The organism is Pseudolysobacter antarcticus (assembly GCF_004168365.1).
Classification (GTDB): Bacteria; Pseudomonadota; Gammaproteobacteria; order Xanthomonadales; family Rhodanobacteraceae; genus Pseudolysobacter; species Pseudolysobacter antarcticus.
Map to the genome: position 1 here is coordinate 112,215 of NZ_CP035704.1, position 23,636 is coordinate 135,850.

The following is a 23,636-nucleotide window of genomic DNA, read 5'->3' on the forward strand; positions in this document are numbered from 1 at the left end:
CCCGTGTCACATCGAAACTGGGTTTATTCGTCGCGCCTGCAACAACGGAACAAGTCGATCCTTCGACTCGGAAATCCGCTGCAGATGCGGGTAACGCAGCGAGCCGTGATAATCGATATGCGCGATTTGATCTTGTCCGTCGAGTTTGAATCCGAGGTTGATCGAGCCGTTAGCGGCGTTGCTGATCGTTGCCTTGAGCAGATCCACGCTAAATGGCGCGCCGTTGATGGTCGTGATTTTCGCGCCATTGCTGAGGCCCGATTTGAACGCCGGGCCATTCCATGCGACGACCGGAACGGTGCCGTTTGATTTGACCGTCAATCCGATCGAATAGGAAAGGTCGGCCACGTCGTCTTCGCTTTCGAGTTGTCGATAAAAATCGCTCGGCTCGGTTGTAAAGATCAGTCGATAACCGGCATGCGCGAGGCCATCGAGCAAGCCGTCATCGTCGTGCGTATCGAGGCGTTTGCGCAGGAAGTTCGACCAGTCGAACGGCAGCACGTTGTTGAGCGTCGTGCAGACATCATCGAAGGTGTAAGTGGTGGTTATCTGACTGCCGGCGTTCACGCCGAAAAACGCCTTGGCGAAATCGTCGAGCCCTTTTGTATCGCCGGTGCGTTCGCGGATGATGCTGTCGATGTTCAGCCAGAAGATCGGGCCCTCGAGGTAATAATCCTCGCGCCGCTGCCAATCGCGCCAGGCGACGGCACGCTTGGCCATGAATACTGGATCGTTGTTGCTGTCCTGCAGTGATTTCCAGCGTCTGCCGGGCCGCGCTTGCATGCGCGCCGCATCGATCGCGAACAAATCCTTGGTCGCCTCGATCGAGCGAATGCCGGCGCGTGCGGCGATCACGCGGCCCCAGAATTCCGACTGGCCTTCGTAGACCCAAAGCAGGCTGTTACGCACCGGCTGATTCGCGTTGGCCGTCCACATGTCGGCGGGCCGCCGAAACAGGCCGTTCCAGGAATGAATGAACTCGTGCCAGAGGATATCGAGCTCGGGCAGGTGGCCGCTTTCGTTGCCGAGATAATCGGCCGGCAAACCGACCTCGCCCGATCGCGCATGCTCGGTGCCACCGGACGACGGCAACACGTCGCTCAGCGATACCAGCAAATCGTAATGATCGAAATGTGTGCTCGCGAACGTGTGTTCGATCTCGGCAACGGCAGCGCGATAACGAGTTATTTGAGCATCGCCGATATCGATGTTGCGCAAGTTGTCGCCGAACAGATTCAGCGTGACTGGCGTCGCTGCTTTGGGCGCCAGATCCACGCGTTTCAGGTAGCGCCCGGCATAAACCGGAGAGTCATACAAAACCTCGAGCGTGGTCGGCTTGAAGCTGGCGACATCGTTGCCGAAACTGTCCGTCGTTAATGCCGTGGCGTATTGGAAACCCGCGGGAAGTTTGACGCTCGCTTGCACCGTGATATCGCGCGCGAACCAGCCAGCCGGATACACCGACGCCGTATGCCACTGCATCGCCAGAATGTCGCGACTCATCTCGGGCGGGCCTTCGCGCGGCGTGCCAGACGCGAGGTATTGATAGTCGAGATCCAGCGTGGTCGCGCCGGATGGCACATCGATGTGGAACGCATGCATGTCGATCGCATCGCGAGTCCAGTCGATACGTTGATCGTCCGCACGAATGATCAGGCCGGCAAGCCGCGCCACCTGCACCGTCGCGGAGTGACTTGCCACTTCCCACTGCGGATAAAGCAGCGTCATAGGTCCTGCTGCCTGCACTGGAATAGTCTCGTGCACGTTGACGATCTTGTGTGTCGTATCGCTGGCATCAACCACCATGCGCACGACGCCACGAAACGCAATATCACGCGGCGCGGGCACGGAGTTCGACAATGGAACAGGCTGTGGTCCAACCCCAACTTGTGCGGCGGCGCCGACGCAGATAACGGAAAGTCCCAGCAACAAAATCGATCGCATCGTCACCATTGGCCTTGAGGATCAAGACGATGAGTCTATGTCAAAGCGGGCGGAGCCATAGGGTATGCCAGGCGCCGGATGGAGGCGGATGACAAGCGCGCAGGACTTTCGCACCTTGCGTGCGATGGTTCGCGCCGCTAGCCTCGGGTTTTTCCGTACTAATTCCAAGGAACATAAATGTTCAAACTCAGCTCGTGGTTTTCTGCTGGCGTGTTGCTCGCCACATTTTTCGCGGCTGGCGCGCAGGCCGAGCCAGCCAGTGAGGTCAGCATTCCGTTCGAGAAATTCCAGCTCTCGAACGGGCTGACCGTGGTCGTGCACGAGGATCACAAGGCGCCCGTGGTGGCGGTTTCGGTGTGGTATCACGTCGGCTCGGCGGATGAGCCGACGCATAAGACCGGCTTCGCGCATCTGTACGAGCATCTTATGTTCGAGGGTTCGGAGAATCACAAGGAAAGTTATTTCCGCCCGTTCGAGCAAGTCGGCGCCACCGACATGAACGGCACCACCGCGAACGATCGCACCAACTATTACGAGACCGTGCCGACCACTGCGCTGGACATGGCGTTGTGGATGGAATCGGATCGCATGGGCCATCTGCTCAACGCCATCGGCAAACCCGAACTCGATAAGCAGCGCGGCGTGGTGCAGAACGAAAAACGCCAGGATGAGAATCAGCCTTACGGCCGCGTCGATGAAAATATTCAGGCGAATGCGTTTCCGGCCAATCATCCGTATCACCACGACACGATCGGCTCGATGCAGGATCTGAATGCCGCTTCGCTGGCCGACGTCAAGCAATGGTTCAAGGACTATTACGGCGCCGCCAACACCACGATCGTGCTCGCTGGCGACATCACGCCAGCGCTGGCGAAAGAAAAGATGCAGAAATATTTCGGCGATATTCCAGCCGGGCCGCCGGTGGCGCGGCAGCAGCCGTGGATCGCAGCGCGAACTACCTCAACACGTGGCGAGATGGTCGATCAGGTGGCGCAAACGCGCATCGTGCGCGAGTGGAATACGCCGCCGGCCGGCGATGCGCAACAGCCGCTGCTCAACCTTGCCGCGACCGTGCTCGGTGGCGGCAAGACCTCACGTTTGTACAACCGATTGGTGTATCAGGACAAACTCGCCGATGACGTCAGCGTCGGCATTTCGCCGTTCGCGCTGGCGAGCAAATTCGAGCTCGAAGTGGACGTAAAAACCGGCGTCGATGCCAAACGCGTCGAACAGGCCGTGGCCGAAGAATGGCAGCGTTTTCTGAGCGAAGGCCCGACCCAGGAAGAGATCGATCGCGCCAGGACACGTGCGCAAGCAGGTTTTGTGCGTAGCCTGGAAAAAGTCAGCGGCAAGTCGGTGATTCTCGCCAGCGGCCAGGTCTATCGCGACGATCCTGCTGCGTATCAAACCGATCTCGCGCGCTTGCAGGCGGCCACACCGGCGAGCGTGCTGGCGGCGGCGAAACAATGGATTTCGCGCGGCGATTACACGCTGACCATCACGCCGGGCAAAGTCGATCCGGGCAAAGCGGAGATCGAAAGCGCGGGCCTGCCAGCCTCCAAGGATGCACCGAAAGCGAAGTTTCCGGTGAAACGCGAATTCAGTATCGTCAAATCCGATCTTGATCGCAGCAGCGGTGTGCCCGCAGTGACACAGTTTCCCGACCTCACTTTCCCGTCGCTGCAGCGTGGCAAACTCAAGAATGGCATCGAGGTGATACTGGCCGAACGGCACACGATTCCGGTGGTGCATTTTGATGTGCTGTTCGACAGCGGTTACGCCGCCGATCAGGGTCGCAAACTCGGCACCGGCAGTTTCACCGCGAGCATGCTCGACGAAGGCACGACGACGCTGGATTCGCTGGCGATTGCGCGACAGCGCGAAAGCCTCGGCGCGATTCTCGCCACCGGCTGCAATCTGGATACGTGCAGCGCATCGTTGAACGCACTGAAATCGCAACTCGATCCGTCGCTGCAATTGTTCACCGACGTGCTGCGCAATCCGGCCTTCCGCGATGCCGACATCGCGCGCATTCGCGGCCAATGGCTGGCCGGCATTGCGCAGGAAAAAACCGAACCGACCGGGCTCGCGCTGCGTGCGCTGCCGCCGCTGTTGTACGGCGCCGGGCATGCGTATGCGATACCGTTCACTGGCAGCGGTACGCCGGAATCGATCCAGTCGCTGGATGCCGATGATCTTCGCGCATTCACGCGCGATTTCCTGCGACCTGACAATGCCAAAATTCTCGTCGCCGGCGATACTACGCTGGCCGAGATCGTGCCGAAACTCGATGCCGCATTCGGTGACTGGAAAGCATCAGCGACACCGATTCCGAAGAAAAATCTTGGCCACGTGGCGTTGCAGGAAAAACCGCGCGTGTTCTTGCTTGATCGGCCGGGATCGCAGCAATCGCTGATCCTCGCAGGCTCGGTCGCGCCTTCGACCAAGGTGCCGAACAATCTCGAAATCAAGACCATGAACAGCGCGTTCGGCGGCGTGTTCACCTCGCGCCTGAATCTGAATCTGCGCGACGCCAAACACTGGTCGTACGGCGCGGGCAGTTTTCTGAGCGATGCGATCGGGCAGCGCCCGCTGATGTTGTATGCGCCGGTGCAGACCGACAAGACCGCCGAGTCGGTTAGCGAAATTCTGCGTGAGGCGCAGGATCTGATCGGCGCAAAACCGCTGACGGATAGCGAGATTCTCAAGGTCAAGAACAGCGATGTACGCTCATTGCCGGGCGCGTTCGAAAGCACCGGCGCGGTATTGGGTTCGATGAAAAATATCGTGATCTACGGCCGACCGGATGATTATGTACAAACCCTCAAGCAACGTATCGAAGCGCAGAAAGACAGCGACATCGAAGCCGCCGCCAAGGAAATCGTGCATCCGCAGGCGTTGACCTGGGTGATCGTTGGCGACCTCAGCAAGATCGAAAAATCGGTGCGTGCGCTGAAACTCGGCGACGTTAAAATCATCGATGCCGATGGCAAGATCGTGCGCTGAATCGATGCCTGACTATTCGACAACGAAGATGCCGCCGGTTCGCGCTACACTCTGCCAGGCGAAAATTACGGAGCACCACGACGATGAATAAATTTCTCTTGCCGGTCTTTTTGTGCGTCGCGCTCGGCGCGTGCACTTGGGTCAAACTCGATACCCAGGCGCAGAAAATTCGCGTTGCCTACGACGGCAATGTCAGCGGCTGCCGCGATCAAGGCAAGGTGTCGGTGTCGGTGCGCGATCATGTGAGTTTTTATCATCGCAGCGAGTTGAAAGTGCGCGATGAACTGGAAACCCTCGCGCGCAACGAAGCCGTCGACATGCACGCCGATACGCTCAAGCCGCTCGGCGATCCGGTCGATGGTTCGCAGAGTTTCGGCGCGTATTCGTGCGGCGCAAAACCGCCCGCACCGCATGTGCGCGGTGCGCCGGCAGATGCAAAGAAAGACGGCGTGGAAACCTACCCGATCAAGAATTGATATGACGGATATTCAATCATCTGCTTCGATTCGGCGCGTCGGCCAGATTGCGCTTTCGGTGCATGATATCGACCGCGGCGTGGCTTTTTATCGCGATGTCGTCGGCCTGAAGTTCATGTTCCAGGCACCGAATGTCGCGTTCTTTGATGTCGCCGGCGTGCGCCTGATGCTGGGGATGGCAGAATCGGGCGAGTTCAAACCGGAAGGCACGGTGCTGTATTTCGACGCCGCCGATCTGGATGCTGATTTCGCCGCGATGCGCGACCGTGGCGCGGAAGTGGAACAAGCTCCGCACTTCATCGCCGCGCTCGGCGACAAGGAGTTGTGGATGGGATTTTTCCGCGATCCGTTTGGCAATCTGTTTGCGTTGATGAGCGAACGCTAAACCTGTGCGGGTAGCGTGCTACTCGACTTCGTTCGAGTCACGATGTCCTGTTGTTCATCCTTTTTGCGTGTTTGAGATCGTAGCCCGGCATGCGTGCACTCGGGTCACTCTCTCAATAGCGGATAAAGGTCTCGCCATGAACAAGCCCATTCACCTGTTTTCTCTGTTTTGCTTCGCCCTGACGTTGGGCTGCCAATCCACGGCACAGGCGGCGCTGGAAGGTGACCTGGATCCAACCTTCAACGGTGGCCAAGTGCGTACAGTTTACGTGCCCTACAACAATACGACCGACCAAACGCCAACTCTGATCGGCTTCAGTACGGTCAGCACGGGTTATCTCGCGGCCATTCGCATTGGCACGAATCCTTCGTTGACCGTGCAATTGGTCAAGATATTGAAAGACGGCACCTTGGCACAGAATTTCGGCATCAACGGTGTGCGTGACCTGACCGAAGGCCAGGTGGACTGGGCTGCGATGACGGCAATCTCCGGGCCAGACACCATCATCCTGGGTGGCTCAAAGATTCTGCCTGGCTCCAACGGGCAAACCTACACCTACCATGTCGAACGCCTGAATTCGTACGGTACGCTCGACAGCACATTCAATGGCAATACCGGCTTTAATGACGCCACGCCGAGTTCTGGGACAACGGGCGAATACGATTACGTCGGCGCCATCGTGGTGCAACCATCGACGGGACAGATCATCATTGCCGGCACTTCGAACGTCAACGACGGAAAAAGCCAAACGGGCATGGGCGTGATTCGGCTGAACGGCAACGGTACAACCGACACCTCGTTCGGCACCAACGGCGGCTTCAGCCACGTATTCCTATTGAACGGTGGTAAAAGCGCCCATGCCACATCGATAGCGCTCGACAGCCAAGCGCATATTCTGATCGGCGGGTACGCGCAGGACGGCACCGGGTCCGGCGCGCACTACGACTTTGCGCTGTTGCGTGTGACCTCCGCCGGCGTGCTCGATTCTTGCCCGGTCGGCATGTTTGCTTTTCCGTGTACCTATACCCATGCCTTCCAGATAGGCGGTAAATTCAACGATTTCCCTACTAACGTACTTGTCGACCAAACTGGCAAGATCTACATGGTCGGACAGAGCAGCGCCGCGACCGATGGTTCCGGTAACGATCTGTACAAGAGCAGCATCCTGCGTCTGACCAATCAGCTTCAACCCGACAGCTCGTTCTCGGGCAACAACGGCGCAGAGGCGTTCTACATGCAGAGCGGGGGCAGTGGCGAAACGGACGTGCCGCCGAGCGCGCTGGTTGATGCCAGCAATCGCCTGATGGTCACGAGCGGTTATGCGTTCACCGGCGTCGCACGTTTTGTCACCGCGGGCACCTTCGATTCGAGCTACAACAACGGTACTGCATCTAGCGGTCGTGTTGTTGCGATTGCGAATAATGCCACCTCCTATGCCCTACCTGCTGGTCAACCCAGCATCCTGCTGGAAGACGATCGTCCCGTGGTAGCCGCGATTACGCTTGCGGGCACCACCGGCTACAACTTAAGTGTCACGCGCCTGCTCGGCGACAAGATTTTTCAAAACGGCTTTCAATAACGCGCCGCAAAAAACCAGCAGCAAAAAAATCGCATTCTGCTGATGAATTCAGGTATTGCACGCGGCCTCGACGAAATTTTTACGCGACGCATGTCCTGCTAAACGTACTTTTTGCGTGTTAGTGGTTGCAGTTCACAATGTGCGCAGCGATGCGCATTGCCTTTCCTTCGTCTGAGAGATTGCCATGCCTACCATGCTGCGTCAGTTCTGGATTTGTTGCTCGCTGCTTTGCTGTTGCAGCTTCGCCTGGGCGACCCGCGAGGGAGATCCCGATCCAAAATTCAATACCGGTCAGAACGTCACGCTGACGCTACCTGCCGCCGCCAGTTCCAACCCGCCACTTGGCGTTCTCGGTATTTACAAAAGCATCAATATCGGCGATTACGTTACCGCGGTGTTTTACAAAAACAGCAGCGGCACGAATTTCTCGACCGCACTCGTACGCCAGCTCGCCAATGGGCAACCCAATCCGTATTTCAGCGGCGCCAATAGCAAAGTCGTGCTGTCAGATCCCGGTAAATTCATGACCGCAATGGCGCCGATCGCCGCGATCGACTCCACAGTGATGGTCGGCTACACCACCAACGGCAATAGTCAGATTGTGGTCTGTCGCTACACCGACCAAGGCCTGCCCGATTCACTGCTGACCGGGCATGACAGCAGCGGTTGCATCTATTTCGCCGCCGCCGGCATCGGGGGGCCGAATGCAAACGGATTGCTGGCGCGTGCGGTAATCGTGCAGCCTGTCGACAGCAAGATCGTGATTGCAGGCTCGGTCTACGACGTCAGTACGGGTGTCCACTCATTGTTCGTGATGCGCTTGAGTGCCAGCGGTGCGCTGGATACCAGTTTCGGCAATGCCGGCATATTCATCTACGCCTATAACCTCAATGGCGGCAAGTCCAATGAGGCCAATGCGCTCAAGCTGGACGCCAGTAACCGAATTCTGATCGCTGGCGATACCCAAAACGGCACCGGATCAAACTACGATTTCGCTGTGCTGCGGCTAACTCCTGCGGGTGCAATCGATCAGTGCACGCCGTCTGTAGTGACATTTGCATGCGCAATCTCGTTCGATTTTCATCGTGCCGGCGACTATGACGATAGCGCGTCCGCCATTGCTATCGACAGCGTCGGCAGTATCTACGTGGCCGGCACCGCCCACGCCGACAACTCGAACGCTAAGGCCACTGCCGTGATGCGTTTAACCGACCAGTTCCTAAAATACAATTTCAGTCAAATCTTCTCTCAATTCACGGACTTTGTTGATGGTACGGGCCCGGATGACTCGCCGGGTATTGCCATCGACGCCAAGGATCGTGTTTTGCTTGCCGCGGGTAAAGCGGGTTATTTCGCCGCGACTTGGCGGATTCTAGGCAGCGGTTTCTCCGACCCGGCCTACAACAACGGCAGCATAACGGAACCCGGCAGGGTGGCAGTGACCAAACCACCAACGAGTGTCGTCAGTGGCGAATTTTTGCTTGCGCAAGCAAAAATATTTTTTGACGGCAATAAACCCGTGATCATCGCGTTGACCAGGATCTACGGCAGTGGCACCGGCGTGCAACTGGTGCTCTCACGTCGGCTCGGCGACGACACGATTTTCTTCGACGGTTTCGGGCCGTAATAAATCATCGGGTAAACCCCGCGCGATCGGCGCGACGCTCGGGCTACAATGGTGGCCCGTTCCGGTGATGTTTATCGATGTCCAGCCCGCGTCCCCAAAATCCATTGCTGAGTTTGCTGGGTCGTGCGCTGGAGTCGGTGCTCAATCGTGCGGTGGCGCTGGACGACGAAACAGAGCAGCGCTTGAAGGCCCTGAATGGCCGCGCCATCGCGATCGATTTTGCCGGCGTCGGCGTGGCGATGCGCATCGCCGTCGAAAACGATCTGCTGCATGTCGGCCCGGCGTTTGCCGCCGCTGCCGATCTGAAACTACGTGCGAGTCCGGCGAGTTTTCTCGCGATGGCTTTGCGCCGTGGTGAGAGTAGTTCACTGCCGGCGGGCAAAGTCGAGATTTCCGGCGATGCCGAACTCGCGCGCCGCATCGAAAAACTCGTGCGCAATTTCCAGCCGGATATCGAGGAAGCATTCACACGCGTGTTCGGCGATGTGATCGGCTATCAGATTGCGCAGGCGTTCAAGCGCGCGTTCGACTGGAGTCGCGAAAGCGCAAAAAACCTCGTGCAGGACAGCGCGGATTTTTTGCGCGATGAAAGCCGCGATCTCGTCGCGCCGGCCGAGATGGAACAATTTCTCGATGAGGTCGATACCTTGCGCGATGACACGGATCGACTTGAAGCACGCATCGCGCGCCTGAGTCAGAACCTGCAAGGCCGCCGCGCATGACGTCGGTGCGGCAGTTGCCGCGCCTGCTGCGCATCGCCGCAGTGCTGTTGCGTTATCGGCTGGATGAGCTGGTTGATGCGGCGCATCTGTTCCGCCCGCTGAAAATAATCCGTCCGTTTTTTCCGAAACCGCGCGCCGATATCGCAGTCATGCCGCGTGGCGAACGGTTGCGCCTAGCGCTGACCGAGCTCGGCCCGATCTTCGTCAAGTTCGGTCAAATTCTTTCGACACGACGCGATCTGTTGCCGCCGGATATCGCCGAGCAGCTCGCGCTGTTGCAGGATCAGGTCGCACCGTTTCCGGGCGCGCAGGCGCTGGCCATGATCGAAGCCGCGCTAGGCAAACCGATTGCCGAGTTGTACGCCGCGTTCGATCAGAAACCGTTGGCCTCGGCCTCGATCGCGCAAGTGCACGCGGCGCGTTTGCACGACGGTCGCGAGGTCGTGATCAAGGTATTGCGACCGAATATCGCGGCGCGTATTCAGCAAGATATCCAGCTATTGCAGGCGCTCGGCGCGCTCGCCCAGCGCTGGCATCCGAATGCCGACAAGGTGCGGCCACTGGACATCGTCGCCGAAATCGAAAACACCTTGCGCAACGAGCTCGACCTGCAACGCGAAGCCGCGAATGCGAGTGTGTTGCGCCGGAATTTTCTGAATTCCGACGACATGTATGTGCCCGAAGTTTTCTGGTCGCACAGCAAGGAAAGCGTGCTGACCCTGGAGCGCGTGCGCGGCATTCCGACCGATGATCTGCGCGCGCTGGATGCCGCCGGAATCGATCGCATCGCACTCGCCGAAAAAGGCGTGCGGCTGTTTTACACCCAGGTTTTTCGCGACAATTTTTTCCATGCCGATGCGCATCCGGGCAATATCTGGGTGGACGCCACGCGCACGGCCGATCCGCGGTTCATCGCGCTGGATTTCGGCATCATGGGTTCACTGCCGCGCGCCGATCAGTTTTATCTCGCCGAAAATTTCATGGCGATGTTCAACCGCGACTACCGCCGTATCGCCGAGCTGCATGTCGAAGCGGGCTGGATGCCATCGCATATTCGCCTCGACGAACTCGAAGCTGGCGTGCGCACGATTTGCGAGCCGTATTTCACGCGGCCGCTGTCGGAAATCTCGCTCGGCGAAGTCACTTTCAAATTGTTCCAGATGGCGCGCCGCTACGAACTCACGTTGCAGCCGCAACTGATCCTGCTGCAAAAAACCTTGCTGAATATCGAAGGTATGGGTCGGCTCTTGCATCCGCAGATCGATATCTGGGCGACCGCAAAACCGGTGCTCGAAAAAATCCTGCGGGAGCGCTACAGCTGGCGAGCGACGGCCAAAATGCTGCGCACGCGTATTCCGGAATGGATTGCCGGGGCGCCCGAAATGCCCGGGCTGCTGCACGCCGCGTTGAAAAAATCCGTTGAAGGCCAGCATGAGGTGCGCATTACGTCGGCGGATTTGCGCGCGTTAAGTGATGCGTCGCGCGCGAATCGGCGTTCCGTCGTTCCGGCCTTGTTCGGCGCGGCATTATTGCTCAGCGCCGCGGTGTTGTTCGCGTTCGATCAGCACGGCCCGCGTTGGCTTGGTGTGCCGCTATCGAGCGAAGTCACTATGGTCGTTGCGCTGATCGCTTTCGTACGCGCACGAGCGCGGCGATGACCGCGACGATTGCTGCGAAGACCGCAGCGTCACTCGAAATTCTCCACGAAGACGAACATCTGCTCGCGGTCAACAAACCGGCCGGATTGCTCGTGCATCGCAGTGCGATTGCGAGCGACGAAACCGATTTCCTGGTCGACCGATTACGCGCGCAACTCGGCAGCAATCCGTTCCTGATTCATCGCCTTGATCGCGCCACCAGTGGCGTGGTATTGCTCGCGAAAAATCGCGAGATCGCCGGTGAGCTTGGTAAACAATTCATGGCGCGCACCGTCAGCAAACGTTATCTGGCGGTCGTGCGCGGCTGGCCAGAAGAATCCGGAATCATCGACTATCCGTTGCCGGATGTGCGCGATACCAGCCCGCGCAAACCTGCAAGCACGAGTTATCGCCGCCTCGCCACCGTCGAAGTTGCGCTCGAAATGGGGCGTTATCCGCAGCAGCGTTATGCGCTGATCGAGGCGATGCCGGAGACCGGTCGTTATCGGCAAATCCGCAAACATTGCCACCATATTTCGCATCACATCGTCGGCGATACCAGCCACGGTCGCGGCGATCATAATCGGCTGTTTCGCATTCATTACGCGATGCACCGCATGTTGTTGCATGCGTGGCGGCTCGACTTCATCCATCCGGTGAACTTGTTGCCGCTGCAGATCGAAGCGCCGGTCGATGCGATCTGGCAGAAAATTCTCGAACGTTTTGCATGGAGCGATGCGCTGCGACATGCAGCCGATGCGGCAAGCAGCTAGAATCGCGGCTCTTTTAGCGCGCGAATGTTCCGGATTTTTGTCATGCCTACCTTCGATATCGTTTCCGAAATTGATCTGCACGAACTCGACAACGCGATGACGCAAGCGACCCGCGAGCTGACCACGCGTTTCGATTTCAAAGGCACCAAGGCCAAGTTCGAGACCGAGGAAACCGTGATCACGATGCACGGTGATGCCGAATTCCAGCTCAAGCAGATGCTCGATATTCTCAAGCAGCGTCTGGTCGGGCGCGGCATCGATATCGCCTGTGCCGAGATCGCCGATCCGGAAATCAACCTCGCCACGGCGCGGCAGAAAGTCACGCTCAAGCAAGGCATAGATCAGCCGCTGGCGAAGGAAATCATCAAGACCATCAAGGACAGCGGCCTGAAAGTGCAGACGCAAATTCAGGGCGACAAGCTGCGCGTGACCGGCAAGAAACGCGACGATTTGCAGGCGGTGATGGCGCTGCTGCGCGCATCGAAAATCGAGATGCCGCTGCAATACGAAAACTTCCGCGACTGATTGCACCATGCTAGAAATAAACGCCAGGCTGAGTATTGCCGATACCGAATTGACCGAAACGTTCATCCGTTCGTCCGGGCCGGGCGGGCAGAACGTCAACAAGGTTTCGAGCGCGGTTGAGCTGCGTTTTGATGTCGCGCAATCGCCGTCGCTGCCGGAAACCTTGCGCGCGCGTCTGCTGGCGCGGCGTGATCGTCGCCTCACTGCGGAAGGCGTGCTGGTGATCCAGGCGAACCGGTTTCGCGATCAGAGTCGCAATCGCGAAGACGCGCGTCTGCGTCTTGCCGAGATCATTCGCGGCGCATTGATTGTGCCAAAAGCGCGCATCGCGACCAAGCCGACGCACGGTTCGAAAGAGCGCCGCCTGACCGGCAAACGTGTCACCAGTGGCATCAAGAAAACCCGCAGCAGCAAAGGCTGGGATCACGAGTGAGCAAACATCTGCCAGATGCCTTGCCACCACGTGCGCCGCAATTTGCGCAAAACGCCACGCGGCGTTTTTTCCGCTGGCTGCTCGGCGTCTGTGGCTGGAAACTGGTCGGCGAAATTCCGAACGTACCCAAGGTCATCGCGATCGTCGCGCCGCATAGCTCGTGGTGGGATGGCTGGTGGGCGCTGATGTTCATGGTGGCGATGGGTTTCAAGGTGTCGTTCATCGCCAAGAACGAATTGTTCGTCGGCCCGCTCGGCTGGCTACTACGCAAACTCGGCGGACTCGCCACCGATCGCAGTGTGGCGAACGGCACGATCGGCCAGCTCAGCGCCGAGTTTGCGAGTCGTGATCAATTCTGGGTTGCGCTCGCACCCGAAGGCACGCGCAAGAAAGTACAGAAGTGGAAAAGTGGATTCTGGCACCTCGCCCGTGCCACCGACGTGCCGATCGTGATGGTATCGCTGCACTATCCCGACAAGACCCTCGGCTTCGGCCCGCTGCTCGAAACCAGCGACGATCTGGATGCCGACATGGCGCGCATCCGTGCGTATTACGTGCCGTTCCAGGGTAAGCATCGCGGCACGGTGTAGTCGCCCGCCGCAACCGTTAAACCTTCCTGCGTATCTGTGCATCTGACTGCTCGACACCACAGGAGAACGACGTGCGCAAATCCCTGCTACTGCTTCCGCTGCTTTTCCCGCTCACCGCGCTGGCCAACGAATGCCAGTTCGAGGCGAGCCGCGATTTCCAGATCGATCCGGCCGGATTGCGCGCGCTGGCAACCGAGCTCGGCTCGTCCGATCTGCAAGTCGAAGGCGTCGCCGGACTCACGCATATCGAAGTCCATGGCCGCGCCTGCGCGTCCGAACAAGCGTGGTTGACCGATCTCGACGTGGCTCAGAAACGCGACGGCGATCGTGTCGTTCTCACGCCTGCGCATCCGCAGCGCAACAACAGTTTTGGTCTGTTCCATTCGAGCTACGCCTACATCGATCTGCACGTGCGTATGCCAACCAGTTTACTGTTGGATATTCATAGCGGCTCCGGCGATGCCGTAGTGCGCGATCTCGCGGCGCTGAATTTCAGCGCCGGCTCGGGCGATCTGGCGGCGAAAAATATCACCGGGCCGATGCAAGTCAAGGTCAGTTCCGGCGATGTGCAGGCCAGCGATATCGGCGGTCTAGAAGTGACGTCGGCCGGTTCTGGCAATATCACTGCCGGACAAGTGCACGGCGATATCAAGGTTGGTCATGTCGGCTCGGGCGACCTGGAATTTTCCGATGTCAGCGGCGGCGTGAGCGTCGACAAGGTAGGTTCGGGCAACCTGGATGCGAATCGTATCAAGGGCGATGTGAGCATCGGCGCGATCGGTTCGGGCGATGTCCATGTCGATGGCGTCGGTGGCAATTTCACCGTCGCCGCGAAGGGCAGCGGCGATATTCACCAGCATAATGTCAGCGGCCGCGTCGACGTGCCACGCAGTCGCGATCGCTGAGCCTCGTTGCAGATATTGAGCTGACTTCAGAGCCGGAGCGTTGTCTCAACGCTCCGAATGACCCGCCTCGTAATAGTCCCGGTGGGAGAACAGCGCCGGGCGAATGAGGTTGATGAACGCGTGCGCCTGCGGACTCAGGTACTTGCCCTTGCGGATCACCACGCCGTAACTGCGCTGCGGAAAATACTGTTTCATGTTGCGCACGGCGAGCCGGTCGTTCGGCGTCAGGCAAATGCCGGTGACGATGGAAATGCCTAAACCCATCGCGACGTATTGCTTGATCACATCCCAGCCGCCGACTTCGATGGCGACGTGGAACGGCACCTTGCGCTGCTGAAAAATCAGGTCGACCAGGCGATACGTGGTGAGTCGACGCGGCGGTAGAATCAAGCCATACGGACTGAGGTCTTCGAGCTGCACGTCGGCCTTGTTCGCGAGCGCATGATCCTCGGGCATGATCAGCATCGGGTCGAAGTGATACACCGATTCGTAGGCCAGATCGTTCGGCACATCGATCATTGAGCCGACCGCAAAATCGACCTCGTCCGAGCGCAGCAACGCCAGACCATCCTTGCCGGTAACGTTGTGCAATTGCAGGCGCACGGTCGGATGTTGCGCGCGAAACGCCTGCACCAGCGCCGGCAGCAGATACTGGATGGTCGATGCGCCCGCGGCGATATTCAGCTCGCCCGCATCCTGCCTTTTCAAGCGACTGAGAAATTCGCTTTCGAGACCTTCCAGGCCATCGATCATCGGCAGCGCGAGATCGTATAACGCCTGGCCGGCGCGCGTGAGTTGCACCCGACGACGCGTGCGTTCGAGCAGCCGCATGCCGAGTTCTTTTTCGAGCGCACCGAGCTGCAGGCTGATCGATGGCTGGCTCAAAAACAGCGCTTCGGCCGCGCGTGACAAGGTGCCGAGTTTCACGGTGTAACAGAACGCACGCAGTTGCTTGAGGCGATTGCCTTTGTAGTAGAAACGTTCGGGTGCGCGTTGCGTATCCGCGGCATTTTTGCGCGGTCGTCCGCGCGTCGCGACCTTGCCGGGTGGCGGTAGTACGGATTTACCTTTGTCCATTATTCAAACGATCGTTTGACATGCACTTCCCAATCAAGCACTTGCAAGCACTTGGGCTATGTATTAACAAAACCAATGAAATGTATTGAAACATTTGTTTTGTCAAACCGCCAGCAACACGCCTAGTCTCTGCTGCAATGCAACCATAGCTGGAGTTTGGCATGTCAGTATCGAAGCACAGCGCAAGCCCCGCCGTCGTGACTGCGAGCGCCGCACTGCTACCCGGTTATGCGTCGATCCTGACGCCGGAGGCTTTGGCTTTCCTGGCCGAACTGCACCGCCAATTCGACAGCACACGCCTTGCTTTGCTGGCCGCGCGCGAGGAGCGCCAAGCGCGTTTTGACGCTGGCGAATTGCCGGATTTCCTGGCCGAAACGCGCGCCATCCGCGAATCCGACTGGCAAGTGGCGGAAATCCCTGCTGCGCTGCAAGATCGCCGTGTCGAGATCACCGGTCCGGTGGATCGCAAGATGATCATCAACGCGCTGAATTCCGGCGCCCGCGTGTTCATGGCCGACTTCGAGGATTCGACCTGCCCGACCTGGGAAAACCTGCTGGACGGCCAGATCAATCTGCGCGATGCGAATGCCGGCACGATTGTTTTTACTTCGGCCGAGGGTCGCGAATACAAACTCAACGAGCACATCGCTACCTTGATCGTGCGTCCGCGCGGCTGGCATCTGCCGGAGAAACACGTGTCGGTGGATGGTGTGCTGATGTCCGCCAGCCTGTTCGATTTTGGTCTGTACGCTTTCCACAATGCGCAGCGCCTTAGCACCCGCGCGCTCGGTCCGTTCTTCTATCTGCCGAAACTGCAGAGCCACAAGGAAGCCGCATTGTGGGATGAGGTGATGGCTTTTGCCGAGGTGCGCCTCGGCCTGGCGATCGGCACGATGAAGGTGACGGTGCTGATCGAAACGCTGCCTGCGGTGTTCGAGATGCACGAGATCCTGCACGCGCTGAAGGGCCGTATCGCCGGCCTGAATTGCGGACGCTGGGATTACATTTTCAGCTATCTGAAAACCTTCCGTGCGCATCGCGATCACGTCCTGCCGGAACGCAGCCAGGTCAACATGACCGTGCCGTTCCTCAAAAATTATTCCGAGCTGCTGATCCAGACCTGTCACCGCCGCGGCGCGTTCGCAATGGGCGGCATGGCGGCGCAGATTCCGATCAGCGGCGACGCAACTGCGAACGAAGCCGCGATGGCGCGCGTACGTGCCGACAAGTTGCGTGAAGTTACTGCCGGTCACGATGGTACGTGGGTGGCGCATCCGGGTTTGATTCCACTGGCGATGGAAATTTTCAATGCGCATATGCCGACGCCGAATCAGCTCGACGTGAAACGCGACGATGTGCATGTCGAGCGCGATCAACTCATCGCGCCATCGCTCGGCGGCATCACGCGCGCCGGCGTGCGCAACAACATCGACGTCGGCGTGCGTTATCTCGCGGCGTGGCTGGACGGACTCGGCTGCGTACCGATTCACAACCTAATGGAAGATGCCGCGACCGCCGAAATTTCGCGCACGCAATTGTGGCAATGGCTGCACCACGGCGAGCTCAAACTGGACGATGGCACGCCGCTGGATTTTGTCCTGTTCGATGCGCTGCTGAATGAGGTCGGCGCCGAACTCGCGCCGCTCGCGATTCCCGGCCGTGCGCGTATCGCCGAAGCCGCGGCCTTGTTTGGCGAACTCACGCACGCCAAGCGCCTCGCCGATTTCCTCACGCTGCCGGCGTACGAACGCCTTGCGTGAAAGCATCGCAATAGCAGCGGCGCGGAGCGCGGTTGAGCTTGTAAACAACGCATGGAAGCCAAGCAACAACAAAACAGCAACGCCTGGAAATCCGTTTGTAGTCACCCCGAAAACCTGAGAGGTTCTGGCAATGAAAACGACGCTCCCCACCGCCGACCAGCTGAAGCTGGAATGGTCGAACAATTCCCGCTGGGCCGGCATCAAGCGCCCGTACACTGCCGAAGAAGTGGTGCGCCTGCGCGGCACCGTGCAGATCGAACATTCGCTCGCGCGCCGCGGCGCCGAACGGCTGTGGCGTTCGCTGCACGAAGAAAGTTACGTCAACGCGCTCGGCGCGCTGACCGGCAACCAGGCCATGCAGCAGGTCAAGGCCGGCCTCAAGGCGATTTATCTATCCGGCTGGCAAGTGGCCGCCGATGCCAACACCGCCGGCGAAATGTATCCCGATCAATCCTTGTATCCGGTCGACTCCGTGCCGAACGTGGTGCGCAAGATCAACCAGACTCTCACGCGTGCCGACCAGATTTATCACGCCGAAGGCAAAGATGAAATCGACTGGCTGGTGCCGATCGTGGCCGATGCCGAAGCCGGTTTCGGTGGCGTGCTCAACGCGCACGAGCTCATGAAACACATGATCGAGGCCGGTGCGGCCGGCGTGCATTTCGAGGATCAACTGGCCTCGGCGAAAAAGTGCGGCCACATGGGCGGCAAGGTGCTGGTGCCGACACAGGAAGCAGTGCAGAAACTCATCGCCGCGCGTCTTGCTGCCGATATCGCCGGCGTGCCGACGATCATCGTCGCACGCACCGACGCGATGGGCGCCGCGTTGCTGACCTCGGATGTGGATGAGAACGATCGACCGTTCTGCAACGGCAAGCGTACCGTCGAAGGTTTTTACGAAGCACGCGAAGGCATCGAACAAGCAATTTCGCGCGGTCTCGCTTACGCGCCGTATGCCGACCTGATCTGGTGCGAAACCTCGACACCGTCGCTGGCGCAGGCCAAGCAGTTTGCCGATGCGATCCACGCCAAGTTTCCGGGCAAGTTGCTCGCCTACAATTGCTCGCCGAGCTTCAACTGGAAGAAGAATCTCGATGAAGCCACGATCGCGAGTTTCCAGAAAGACCTCGGCGCGATGGGCTACAAATTCCAGTTCATCACGCTCGCCGGTTTCCATGCGCTGAATTATTCGATGTGGAATCTCGCGCAAGGTTACAAGGAGCGCCAGATGGCCGCGTATGTCGAGTTGCAGGAAGCCGAATTCGCGGCCGAACCGCGCGGCTACACCGCCGCCAAACACCAGCGCGAAGTCGGCACCGGTTATTTCGATCTGGTCAATGAAGTCATCAATGGCGGTACATCGTCGCTATCGGCCTTGCACGGTTCGACCGAGCAGGAACAGTTCCACGCCAAGGCCAGCGCGGCCTGATAGCGATAACCACTATCGGCGCGGTGATGACCGCGCCGATAGACTGCATTGCAACGTGCCGCGCCGGTCATTCTGATTGCCACGCCGTTGCGTTATGATCGCGGGCAGATTCAGGGGCCACGGGCACAGCATTGTCGAACCTACCGACCACACCATCGTCTGCCGCCGCTGATCTGGCGGCAAATCAGGCCAAGGCTCGCGCGCCATTGTTGCCGCGCGAGCTGAGCGATGACGAACTCGCCGTATTTGCAGCGGTCAGTACGCGTCGTGATTTGGACGTGGGCGAAATCGTTTTTCAGCACGGCGAAGTCGGTCGCTGCATGTACATTATCGAGTCGGGCGAAATCCGTCTGGAATTCGGCGACGATCTGCCCGACAAATTGATCGGCGAGCGTACTTTTTTCGGCGAGCTGACTTTGTTCATCGGCAACCACGCGCGCGGCGCAACTGCGATCGCGGCGACGCCGGCCACGGTGCATGTGGTCGATCATGCCGCCTTCGAACAACTCATGCTGCACGAGCCACGCCACCTCGCGCATTTCATGCGGCGCTCGTTTTCGTATCTGGTGGCGAGCGAACAGCAATTGATCGCCAATCAGAAACGCCGCAACGAAGATCTGCTCGCCACGCTGAATTCACTGCATCTGACCCAATCCGAACTCGCCGCCACCGAACGCTTGGTGCAAACCGACGAGCTCACCAATCTGTGCAATCGTCGCGGCCTGTATCGGTTTCTCAAGCGCGTGCAGGAAGGCCCGGCGATGGATAGTGCGCTTGGTTTGTTGCTGGTGGATCTGGATCAGTTCAAACGCATCAACGATCATTGCGGCCATGCGATCGGCGATCAGGTATTGCGTGCGGCCGGGCAGGAGGTGCTCAGCGCCGCTGCCGCCTCGGATCTGCCGTGCCGGCTTGGCGGCGATGAATTTGCGTTGCTCACTTACGTCGCAAATATCGAGGAGCTGGAAATGCGCGCCGCGCAGATCGCCAGCGCGATTCGCTCGTTACGTTTCCCGTCGCCGAATCAGCATTTGCGCATCAGCGTCAGCATCGGCGGCGGCATGTGCGCGCTCGATCAGCCGTGGGCAAACTGGTATAGCGAGGCCGATGCTGCGCTGTATGACATCAAGGCGCGCGGCGGTGATGGCTGGTTGATTCTCGGCAGTAATGCGTCGGTAAATCGACCGTCGGCCAGCGATTCGGCAGCATGCGTGGCGGAACAGATCAGGCCCTGATTCACGCTTGAAATCCGGACGTTTCGACGCTAAAAGTCGGCGTTGTTGGCGCGATACTGGCAAGTACGACACGCTTCGCGCACAATGCGCAGATCGCCAGCGCGATTCGCTCGTTGCGTTTCCCGTCGCCGAATCAGCATTTGCGCATCAGCGTCAGCATCGGCGGCGGCATGTGTGCGCTCGATCAGCCGTGGGCAAACTGGTATAGCGAGGCTGATGCTGCGCTGTACGACATCAAGGCGCGCGGCGGTGATGGCTGGTTGATTCTCGGCAGCAATGCGACGATAAATCGACCGTCAGCCAGCGATTCGGCAGCGTGCGTGGCGGAACAGATCAGGCCCTGATTCGCGCTTCAAATCCGGACGTTTCGACGCTAAAAGTCGGCGTTGTTGGCGCGATACTGGCAAGTACGACACGCTTCGCGCACAATTGCACAAATCACGCAATATTCACGCTTGTAAAACAGCGTGTCTTTTCGTGGTTTTTCGGCGAAAGCTGCCGACCGCGATACGTCATGGCAGGGTTACATGAGCGCAGTCGAATTACCACAGCTTGAAACCAGCGGTACGGCTTGGGGGCCGGTACTACGGACGCTGCTGGTCTGCGATCTGGTCGACAGCACCGCGCTCGTGCAACGCCTCGGCGATCAGCTCGCGTCCGAACTCATGCGCAAGCACGATCGTGTGGCGCGCGCCTTGCTCACGCGTCACAGCGGACAGGAAATCGACAAGACCGATGGCTTTCTGGTGTTGTTCGAACGTCCCATTCAAGCGATCGGTTTTGCGCTCGCTTATCAGCGCGCGTTGCGCCAGCTCAGCGAAGAAGAAACCACCGAATTGCGCGCGCGTGTGGGCATCCATGTTGGCGAAGTCATCTTGTGGAATAACAGCGCCGCCGATATCGCCAGCGGCGCCAAGCGCGTCGAAGTTGAAGGTCTGGTCAAGCCCATCGCAGCGCGCCTCATGCACCTCGCGTTGCCTGGCCAGGTGCTGGTTTCCGGAATGGCGTATTCGCTCTCGCAACGCGCGCAGGGTGAACTCGATCACGATATGGAAGCGCCGCGCTGGCGCATGCACGGCCACTACGATTTCAAGGGCGTCAACCAGAGCGTGCCGGTGTTCGAAGTCGGCGAAGCCTTGCTTGCGCCATTTCGCGCACCACCAACCGGCGACAAGGCTCGCCGCGTACTGCCATGGTGGCGCCGTCCGCCGTTTTTGATCGCGGAAATTTTTGCGTTGATCCTGGCCATCGGCGTGCCGGTGTATCTCACCATGCGCAGCCAGCCCGCGCTCGCATTCGGCGCGCGTGACTGGGTGGTGATCGGCGACCTGCGCAACCTCACCGGCCAGACCGTATTCGATGCCTCGCTCGACGCCGCCTTGCGTCTGAGCCTGGAGCAATCGCGCTACGTCAATATCGTCTCGTCGCTGCAAGTGCGCGATACGCTCAAGCGCATGAACCGCGCGATCGACACTACGGTGGATCGTGGCGTCGGCGCCGAGATTGCGCTGCGCGAAGGCGCACGCGCATTGATCCTGCCGAGCATCGCCGAAGTCGGCGGCCGGGTGCGCGTAGTCACCGAGGTGATCGACCCGCACACACAAACCACCGTCTACGCCAACACCGCCGATGGCATCGGCATGGAATCCGTACTCGGCTCGGTGGATAACGTCGCACACGAATTACGCGAGAAGTTGGGCGAGGCACTCACATCGATCAATAACGACAGTCAGCCATTGCCGAAAGTAACGACTAGCAATCTGGATGCGCTGCGGGCTTATGCATTGGCCGAACGCGCTTATATCGAAGGCCGAATTGGTGAAACCCTGGAGTTATTCGATCAAGCGATCAAACTCGATTCGAAATTCGCCTTAGCCTATATGGGAAAAGCGAGGGTACACTTGGGCGCAGAAGATCGTGCTACGGCGCTAATCGAGTTGAATCAAGCAAACACTTTACGGCAACACCTAGCGCCACGTGATGCGCTCAGACTAGATGCCTATCTTGCAATGTATGGCGATCCGTCGGCAATGCTCGAAAAATGGAAACTCTACGGAACATTGTATCCCGATGCTTATTTCGCACATATCAATTATGCGGATCAGGCTTCGATGTATACCAATCAGTATGAAGACGCGATTGTCGAAACACGAAAAGCTATCGTAGAGCATAATCCCGGAGTCGGTTCGGCCTATTACTTGCTGGGGCACCTATACCTTGCTATCGAAAAATATGACGATGCTTTTGCCAGCCTGAAGCAAGCCCAATCTCTACAGGCACAGCGTATGGGGTTGGTCATAGTTAACGCTTACGCAGCCACCCGTCAATTTGATCAGGCAAACAGAACTTTTGCGGAGGGCAGGCGTAGCGGCGTTGCAAGCAACGACCTGAGTCGTAATATCACAGCCATTTCTCTACCGTTGGATCAGGGCCACTGGCAAGATGCGTTGGCTCACGCGTCTCAGTATATTCTTACCGCCGATAGCGTAGGTCCACTCTATGGCCGCCTTTCTCGGTCAACTGAGCTGAGCCTGCTTGTATTGTCCGAGACTGGCGGCGACTATGCGAAGCGCCTGAAACCGTTTTTGGAAAGCGAAATATCCCTTTTGCATCGCGTTGATGTTGATCACGATGTCACTCTTTTCAATGTGCTAATTGCCGCATATTTAGCCGCGCGTAGCGACAATAGCGATTTGTCTGCAAACGCGATCAAGGCCGTGCGCGACACTGCTCGCATAAGTGGCTATCCCAATGTTAGGAATATGCTCGTCATCGCTCAGGCCGAATTAGCACGTAATAGTGGAAAATCCGAAGACGCTATCAACCTGCTAAAGGCCGAATTGAAAGGAACCGAACTTTATTTAACTCACGTCGCTTTGCGCGACGCATACGTAACGGCCAGCAAGTATGAAAGTGCGTTGACTGAATCCGGATGGTTGGCGGAACATCGCGGCCGGGCTTACGAGGAATATAATAATTTGGAAGCGCTGCAGCCGCTAAATATTGCCGAGTCCAACCTTGCGTTGCTTCACAAGGCTGAACTCAGCAGCAAGCTTGGCAGGAAGGAAAAGTCACTCGAGTATATGGCTGATTTTCGCAAAGCCTGGCCCAATGCGAACCAACTCGCGTTTCTTTCCCAACGTATCAATAGCTTGTCCCCTCTAGGCGATTAAGCCTTGAAAACCATCATGCCAAGATTGGACGTCAACTGAGACTGTAATGCTGTCCGCGTCTGCTCAATAGCCTGCTTACTAGGTAGCTTGGGCGGATGTGCGCACTCGCAATAATTCTTCGGATTTTTCAAGCCGATCTGCTTCAACGCGGCCTCTTGATCATTCTGAAACAAATCGCGAAACGTATCATCAGTCGCGAGTTTGTCGAGCAACGTCTCGACTACGTTTTGCGGTAACGGTTCGCCAGCCATGAATTCCCCCTCAAATTATGTGATGGCCTCGACCAGGAATATGGCAGAGGTTCGACGTAGCATCTTGCAACATTGATTTTGCATTTTGCGATTCCGGCTAGCCTTAGCA

Annotated in this window: 20 protein-coding genes; 17 read left to right on the top strand and 3 right to left on the bottom strand. The window is 58.4% G+C overall.

Annotation, left to right across the window (positions count from 1 at the left end):
• Window positions 1–6: 6 nt before the first annotated feature.
• A complete protein-coding gene (locus ELE36_RS00555; RefSeq protein WP_165371408.1) occupies window positions 7–1,848 on the bottom strand; it encodes a M61 family metallopeptidase in 1,842 nt (613 codons plus the stop codon).
• A 273-nt stretch (window positions 1,849–2,121) separates the two neighbouring features.
• Here ELE36_RS00555 and ELE36_RS00560 point away from each other — a divergent pair, with 273 nt between their 5' ends.
• From ELE36_RS00560 to ELE36_RS00615, 12 genes are all read left to right on the top strand, one after another.
• Window positions 2,122–4,950 (top strand): M16 family metallopeptidase, encoded by a 2,829-nt coding sequence (locus tag ELE36_RS00560; RefSeq protein WP_129831240.1) that lies wholly within the window; start codon window positions 2,122–2,124, stop codon window positions 4,948–4,950.
• Window positions 4,951–5,033: 83 nt separating this feature from the next.
• Window positions 5,034–5,426, top strand: coding sequence for a DUF4156 domain-containing protein (locus ELE36_RS00565; RefSeq protein ID WP_129831241.1), 393 nt, complete (start codon window positions 5,034–5,036; stop codon window positions 5,424–5,426).
• Window position 5,427: 1 nt separating this feature from the next.
• Window positions 5,428–5,811, top strand: a complete 384-nt coding sequence (locus tag ELE36_RS00570; RefSeq protein WP_129831242.1) for a VOC family protein — start codon at window positions 5,428–5,430, stop codon at window positions 5,809–5,811.
• A 136-nt stretch (window positions 5,812–5,947) separates the two neighbouring features.
• Complete coding sequence (locus ELE36_RS00575; RefSeq protein WP_129831243.1) at window positions 5,948–7,390, top strand: NHL repeat-containing protein; 1,443 nt, start codon at window positions 5,948–5,950, stop codon at window positions 7,388–7,390.
• Between the two features lie 184 nt (window positions 7,391–7,574).
• Window positions 7,575–9,017 (top strand): SBBP repeat-containing protein, encoded by a 1,443-nt coding sequence (locus tag ELE36_RS00580; protein WP_129831244.1) that lies wholly within the window; start codon window positions 7,575–7,577, stop codon window positions 9,015–9,017.
• Between the two features lie 77 nt (window positions 9,018–9,094).
• Entirely contained in the window at window positions 9,095–9,739 is a 645-nt protein-coding gene (locus ELE36_RS00585) for a ubiquinone biosynthesis accessory factor UbiJ (protein WP_129831245.1), read from the top strand.
• A complete protein-coding gene (gene ubiB / locus ELE36_RS00590) occupies window positions 9,736–11,397 on the top strand; it encodes a ubiquinone biosynthesis regulatory protein kinase UbiB (protein ID WP_129831246.1) in 1,662 nt (553 codons plus the stop codon). Before ELE36_RS00585 ends, ubiB begins: the two co-directional genes overlap by 4 nt.
• Window positions 11,394–12,149: a pseudouridine synthase gene (locus tag ELE36_RS00595; protein WP_129831247.1), complete on the top strand. Its 756-nt coding sequence runs from the start codon at window positions 11,394–11,396 to the stop codon at window positions 12,147–12,149. The genes ubiB and ELE36_RS00595 overlap by 4 nt, the downstream gene beginning before the upstream one ends.
• Before the next feature lie 42 nt (window positions 12,150–12,191).
• On the top strand, window positions 12,192–12,674 hold the full coding sequence (locus tag ELE36_RS00600) for a YajQ family cyclic di-GMP-binding protein (protein ID WP_129831248.1): 483 nt from the start codon (window positions 12,192–12,194) through the stop codon (window positions 12,672–12,674).
• Window positions 12,675–12,681: 7 nt separating this feature from the next.
• Window positions 12,682–13,107, top strand: coding sequence for an alternative ribosome rescue aminoacyl-tRNA hydrolase ArfB (gene arfB / locus ELE36_RS00605; RefSeq protein WP_129831249.1), 426 nt, complete (start codon window positions 12,682–12,684; stop codon window positions 13,105–13,107).
• Window positions 13,104–13,697 carry a lysophospholipid acyltransferase family protein gene (locus tag ELE36_RS00610; RefSeq protein ID WP_242512325.1) on the top strand — a complete coding sequence of 198 codons (594 nt, stop codon included), beginning with the start codon at window positions 13,104–13,106 and terminating at the stop codon, window positions 13,695–13,697. Before arfB ends, ELE36_RS00610 begins: the two co-directional genes overlap by 4 nt.
• Before the next feature lie 71 nt (window positions 13,698–13,768).
• Complete coding sequence (locus tag ELE36_RS00615; protein ID WP_129831251.1) at window positions 13,769–14,602, top strand: DUF4097 family beta strand repeat-containing protein; 834 nt, start codon at window positions 13,769–13,771, stop codon at window positions 14,600–14,602.
• Between the two features lie 45 nt (window positions 14,603–14,647).
• On the opposite strand, the gene ELE36_RS00620 is transcribed toward ELE36_RS00615, so the two are convergent.
• On the bottom strand, window positions 14,648–15,679 hold the full coding sequence (locus tag ELE36_RS00620; protein ID WP_129831252.1) for a LysR family transcriptional regulator: 1,032 nt from the start codon (window positions 15,677–15,679) through the stop codon (window positions 14,648–14,650).
• Between the two features lie 161 nt (window positions 15,680–15,840).
• On the opposite strand from ELE36_RS00620, the gene aceB reads away from it, so the two are divergent.
• The 5 genes from aceB to ELE36_RS00645 all read left to right on the top strand — a co-directional run bounded on the left by aceB (window position 15,841) and on the right by ELE36_RS00645 (window position 23,276).
• Entirely contained in the window at window positions 15,841–17,439 is a 1,599-nt protein-coding gene (gene aceB, locus ELE36_RS00625; protein WP_129831253.1) for a malate synthase A, read from the top strand.
• A 130-nt stretch (window positions 17,440–17,569) separates the two neighbouring features.
• Window positions 17,570–18,868: an isocitrate lyase gene (gene aceA / locus ELE36_RS00630; RefSeq protein ID WP_129831254.1), complete on the top strand. Its 1,299-nt coding sequence runs from the start codon at window positions 17,570–17,572 to the stop codon at window positions 18,866–18,868.
• Window positions 18,869–18,999: 131 nt separating this feature from the next.
• Window positions 19,000–20,103 carry a GGDEF domain-containing protein gene (locus tag ELE36_RS00635; protein WP_129831255.1) on the top strand — a complete coding sequence of 368 codons (1,104 nt, stop codon included), beginning with the start codon at window positions 19,000–19,002 and terminating at the stop codon, window positions 20,101–20,103.
• A 113-nt stretch (window positions 20,104–20,216) separates the two neighbouring features.
• Window positions 20,217–20,447: a nucleotidyl cyclase domain-containing protein gene (locus ELE36_RS00640; RefSeq protein WP_129831256.1), complete on the top strand. Its 231-nt coding sequence runs from the start codon at window positions 20,217–20,219 to the stop codon at window positions 20,445–20,447.
• Window positions 20,448–20,630: 183 nt separating this feature from the next.
• Entirely contained in the window at window positions 20,631–23,276 is a 2,646-nt protein-coding gene (locus ELE36_RS00645; protein ID WP_129831257.1) for a putative peptide modification system cyclase, read from the top strand.
• Here ELE36_RS00645 and ELE36_RS00650 read toward each other — a convergent pair.
• The gene (locus ELE36_RS00650; RefSeq protein WP_129831259.1) at window positions 23,273–23,527 is read right to left on the bottom strand and encodes an NHLP-related RiPP peptide; all 255 of its coding nucleotides are present in this window, start codon (window positions 23,525–23,527) and stop codon (window positions 23,273–23,275) included. The two genes, ELE36_RS00645 and ELE36_RS00650, sit on opposite strands and share 4 nt — an antisense overlap.
• Between the last annotated feature and the right edge of the window lie 109 nt (window positions 23,528–23,636).